Below are 4,626 nucleotides of genomic sequence, written 5' to 3'. Positions count from 1 at the left end.
CAGCACATCGACGGTCCGGCGCAGCACTCTCTTCGCCGTCTTCAGCTGACCGGTGGAAATCCATGTCAGCCCGCAGCACACGCTCCGCTCGGGGATGGCGATGCGGAACCCGGCGTCCTCCAGGACGCGCACCGCCGACTTCGCGACGTTCGGATGGAGATGGTTGCTGAAGGTGTCCGGCCAGAGCACCACCGTCCGCGGATCCGCGGGGTCCGGCTGCGGCAAGCCCCGAGCTCGAAACCACTCGGCGAAGCTCTCCTTGGCGAAGGCCGGCGCCTCCCGCTCGGCCGCCACGCCCGCTGCCCGCTTGCCCAGCCCCGCCAGCCCCGGAGCGTGCAGCGCCGCATTGACCAGGCGTGGTGCCACCCGGGCCAGACGGGCCCACACCGGCAGCCACCCCAGCGCGTAGTGAGCGGCCGGGCGCAGCCGGCCGGCGTAGTGGTGCGAGAGGAACTCCGCCTTGTACGTCGCCATGTCGACGCCGGTCGGGCAGTCGGACTTGCAGCCCTTGCACGCCAGACACAGATCCAGCGCGTCGCGCACCTCTGTCGAGCGCCAGCCGTCCTTGACGGCAGAATCGGGATGGCCGTCGAGCATCTCGAACAGCAGCCGCGCCCGCCCCCGGGTCGAATGTTCCTCCTCGCCGGTGGCCCGGTAGGACGGGCACATCACCCCGCCGCTGTGGGACCGGCAATTGCCGATCCCCACGCACCGCAGCACCGCGCGGCGGAAGGAGTGCTCGTCCTCGGGATAGCCGAAGTGCGTCGCGGGCTCCGCCGGCCGCCACTCCGCCCCCAGCCGGAGCCCCTCGTCGACCCGCCGTGGGGCGACGACCTTTCCGGGGTTCATCCGGTTGTCCGGATCGAACAGCGCCTTGAACTCCCCGAACGCGGTCACCAGGCGCTCCCCGAACATCTTCGGCAGCAGCTCGCCGCGCGCCTGTCCGTCGCCGTGCTCCCCGGAGAGCGATCCGCCGTACGAAGCCACCAGATCGGCGGCGCGCAGCAGGAACCGGCGGAAGTCCGCCACGCCGTCGGCGCTCTTGAGGTCGAAGGGGATACGGGTGTGCACACAGCCCTGGCCGAAGTGACCGTAGAGGGAGGGGTGGTCGTAGCCGAACTCCCCGAAGAGCTTTTTCAGGTCGCGAAGATATTCCCCGAGCCGCTCCGGCGGAACAGCCGAGTCCTCCCAGCCCTCCCAGGTCTCGCGGTCATCGGGCGGCCGAGCGGTCACCCCCAAGCCCGCCTCACGCGCCCTGAGCATCTGCTGCTCGCGCTGCGGATTGTCGGAGAACACCACCGACGGGTCGTCCTCGTCGCGCCCCAGCGCCCGCAGCAGCTCGCGACCCTGCCGGTCGACGTCCGACACGGTCTCCCCGCTGAACTGCACCAGCAGCCAGCTGTCGCCCTCCGGGAGCCGCTCCAGGGAGTCCAGGTAGGCGCCTTCCTCGCGCATCAGCTGCGCCATCCGTCCGTCCAGCGCCTCCAGCTGCGTGGGACGGCACAACTCCAGCAGGCGCGGCACCTCGTCCGCCGCGGCGCAGATATCGGGATAGCCGAGCACCACCATCGACTCGCACGCCGGCACCGGTACGAGATCCAACTCGGCCCTCAGCACGGTGACGAGTGTGCCCTCGCTTCCCACCAGGGCGCGGGCAAGGTCGAAACCGTTCTCCGGCAGCAGCGAGTCGAGGTTGTAGCCCGACACCCGCCGCGGAATCTTCGGAAAGCCCCGGCGGACGTCCCCCCGATAGCGGTCGATGAGCTCTCGCGCCCCCGCATACAGCTCCGCCCGGCGGCCACCGGATGCCACCAACCGGTCGTACTCCTCGTCCAAGGTGGGCCCCACCCACATCCGGACGCCGTCGTAGGTGAGAATCTCCAGCCGTCGCACATTGTCGACGGTCTTGCCGTACGCCTGCGCCGACGCTCCACACGAATTGTTGCCGATCATCCCGCCCAGCGAGCAGTGGCTGTGCGTCGACGGCTTGGGCCCAAACTTCAGCCCCTGATCGGCGAGTTGGCGATTTAGCTCGTCCAGGACGATGCCAGGCTCGACCACACATGTGCGCCGCTCCGCATCCACCGACACCAGGCGGTTGCAGTACTTCGTCCAGTCAATGACGACAGCGGCATTGGTGCACTGTCCACCCAGGCTGGTCCCGCCACCGCGGGAGAGAACCGGGGCCCCGAACTCCGCACACACCGCGACCGCGGCCGCCCCGTCCTCGACACCCCGGGGCACCACCACACCGATCGGCACCTGCCGGTAATTCGAGCCGTCGGTGGAGTACGTGCCGCGGCTCCCCGCGTCGAAACGGACCTCGCCGTCGACCCGGTCCCGCAGGGCCCGCAGCAGAGCCTTCGTGGACAGGCCGGACGCTCCGCCTTGAGCGGTGCCTGCGTCGTGCTCCATCGCCACACCTCCCACCGGTCGGACAGCCGCCGTCAGTCGGCCACAGGACACGCGTTCCCCTGAGGGGGGCCAGATAACGCGTGGATCAGCGCGGATTGCGCCGGGTGGAGCTGTGGGGGCGGCAGCAGTACGGCCTGTCATGCCCGGGCACTGCCTCGTCTCCCGCGTTCTGCTGGACCTGCAGTTCGCCAACGGGGTGGCGCTGGCCGAGGACGAGCCCTTTGTTGTCGTGGCCGAGAGCGGCGCCTACCGGCTCTGCCGTCCCTGGCTGAGAGGCTCACAAGCCGGCCGGTGCGACCGTCTCGCAAGCACGCATGCTCCTCAGCGGTTCCCACCTCGCCCAGCGCAGTCCGCAACAGGCGCCCGGCGGGACCCACGAACGGCTCGCCCGCCCGGTCCTCCTGATCTCCCGGCTGCTCGCCGACGAACATGATCCGCGCCGAGGATTCGCCCGCCCCGAAGACCGTCCCGGATGCGCCCTCGAAGAGCGGGCAACCCTGGCAGCGCGCCGCGGCACGCCGATGGGCCGGGAGACCACCACGGCGCGGCAGAAAGGGAGTGGCGTCGTAATCGTCTCCTCCCCCGGTGCTGCACCTGCGACCATCACCGTCACCTCCCGCAGCCCAGTCCACTGTCTTGAAGCGCTCGGCGCCAGCGGAGGAGCGACGAGGGCCAAGGGCTCATGATTAGCCGTATTTGGCTCCGGGAACCGGTCTTGCATGGCTCCTGACCACAGTCGTGCACCGGTATTGGAAGCGCTGGCCGAGTACCACGCCTCGAAACACCTCTCGTTCACTCCACCTGGCCACAAGCAGGCCCGAGGCGCCGATCCTCGGGTCCGGGACGTCTTGGGCGACGCCGTCTTCTACGGGGATGTCCTTGCTTCGGGCGGCCTGGATGACCGGCGTACCCGTAGCCAGGTCCTTGAGCGTGCCGAGAAGCTGATGGCCGACGCGGTGCACGCTTCCCACACTTTCTTCTCCACCTGCGGCAGCTCCCTGTCGGTGAAGGCCGCCATGCTCTCCGTGGCCCACCCTCACGAGAAGTTGCTGATCGGCCGGGACGCGCACAAATCTGTAGTTTCCGGTCTGATCCTCTCCGGCATTCAACCCGTGTGGGTGGAGCCCCGGTGGGATGCCGACCTCCACCTGGCCCACCCGCCGTCCGCCGCGGACTTCGAGGCAGCGTTTGCTGCCCAGCCGGACGCGAAGGGCGCCTTGGTCACCAGCCCGACCCCCTACGGTTCCTGCGCGGACCTCCGCGCCATCGCGGACACCTGCCATCGTCGGGGCCTTCCACTGATCGTGGATGAGGCGTGGGGTGCACATCTGCCCTTCCACCCTGACCTGCCCAGTTGGGCGATGGACGCAGGTGCGGATGTCTGTGTGACCAGCATCCACAAGATGGGCAGCGGCCTGGAGCAGGGCTCCGTCTTCCACCTTCAGGGCGACCTGATCGACCCGACCACCCTGAAGACTCGTGCCGACCTGCTCGGCACCACCAGCCCCTCCGTCCTTATCTACGCCGGCCTGGACGGCTGGCGGCGGCAAATGGCTCAGCACGGCCGAGGACTATTCGACCGGACCCTCGGGCTGGCTGCCCGTGTGCGGGCGGCGATCGAGGAAATCGAAGGGCTGCACGTACATGACCGTGCAGATTTCTGCGGGCCCGGCCTGGCAGATGACCTCGACCCGCTTCCCGTCGTCATCGACGTCAGCAGGCTCAATACGACGGGATACCGGGTGGCGGACTGGCTGCGCACACACCGAAGCGTCGATGTGCACCTCGCCGACCATCGCCGCATCAACACCCAGCTCACCCACGCCGACGACCATGAGACGACAGGGGCCCTCCTGGAAGCGTTGAAGGCTGCTTCGGCGGCCTCGCCGGACCTGCACGCCGGCCCCATGGTGGAGATTCCTCCGCCTGCACTGCTTCGACTCCAACAAACCTGTCTACCGCGCGACGCTTTCTTCGGCCGCCTGGAGGATGTCCCCGTGCAGGATGCTGTCGGCCGTGTGGCGGCAGAGATGCTCACGCCCTACCCACCGGGAATCCCCACCGTGTTGCCTGGCGAGCTCCTCACTGAGCCTGTGCTGCGGTACCTGCGCACAGGGATCGAGGCAGGGATGAATGTGCCCGACGCCGTCGACACCCAGCTCAACACGGTGCGGGTCATGCAGTGAGGGCGGGAAGCGCGATAGCCCCAAC

Annotated in this window: 2 protein-coding genes and 1 pseudogene; 1 reads left to right on the top strand and 2 read right to left on the bottom strand. The window is 68.9% G+C overall.

What is annotated here, in order from left to right; genetic code table 11:
- Nucleotides 1-2,415, bottom strand: a 2,415-nt coding sequence (locus ACGFWI_RS38710; RefSeq protein WP_393910757.1) for an FAD-linked oxidase C-terminal domain-containing protein, incomplete at its 3' end; no start/stop codon positions are given.
- A gap of 329 nt (nucleotides 2,416-2,744) precedes the next feature.
- Nucleotides 2,745-2,966, bottom strand: a pseudogene (locus ACGFWI_RS38705) (uracil-DNA glycosylase family protein); the annotation flags it as partial.
- Nucleotides 2,967-3,134: 168 nt separating this feature from the next.
- Here ACGFWI_RS38705 and ACGFWI_RS38700 point away from each other — a divergent pair.
- Complete coding sequence (locus ACGFWI_RS38700) at nucleotides 3,135-4,601, top strand: aminotransferase class I/II-fold pyridoxal phosphate-dependent enzyme (protein WP_393910756.1); 1,467 nt, start codon at nucleotides 3,135-3,137, stop codon at nucleotides 4,599-4,601.
- Nucleotides 4,602-4,626 lie beyond the last annotated feature (25 nt).

The sequence above is a fragment of the Streptomyces sp. NPDC048434 genome (genome assembly GCF_043200375.1).
In the GTDB taxonomy this organism is placed as follows: Bacteria; Actinomycetota; Actinomycetes; order Streptomycetales; family Streptomycetaceae; genus Streptomyces.
This window is presented reverse-complemented; position numbering and strand designations above follow the sequence as displayed.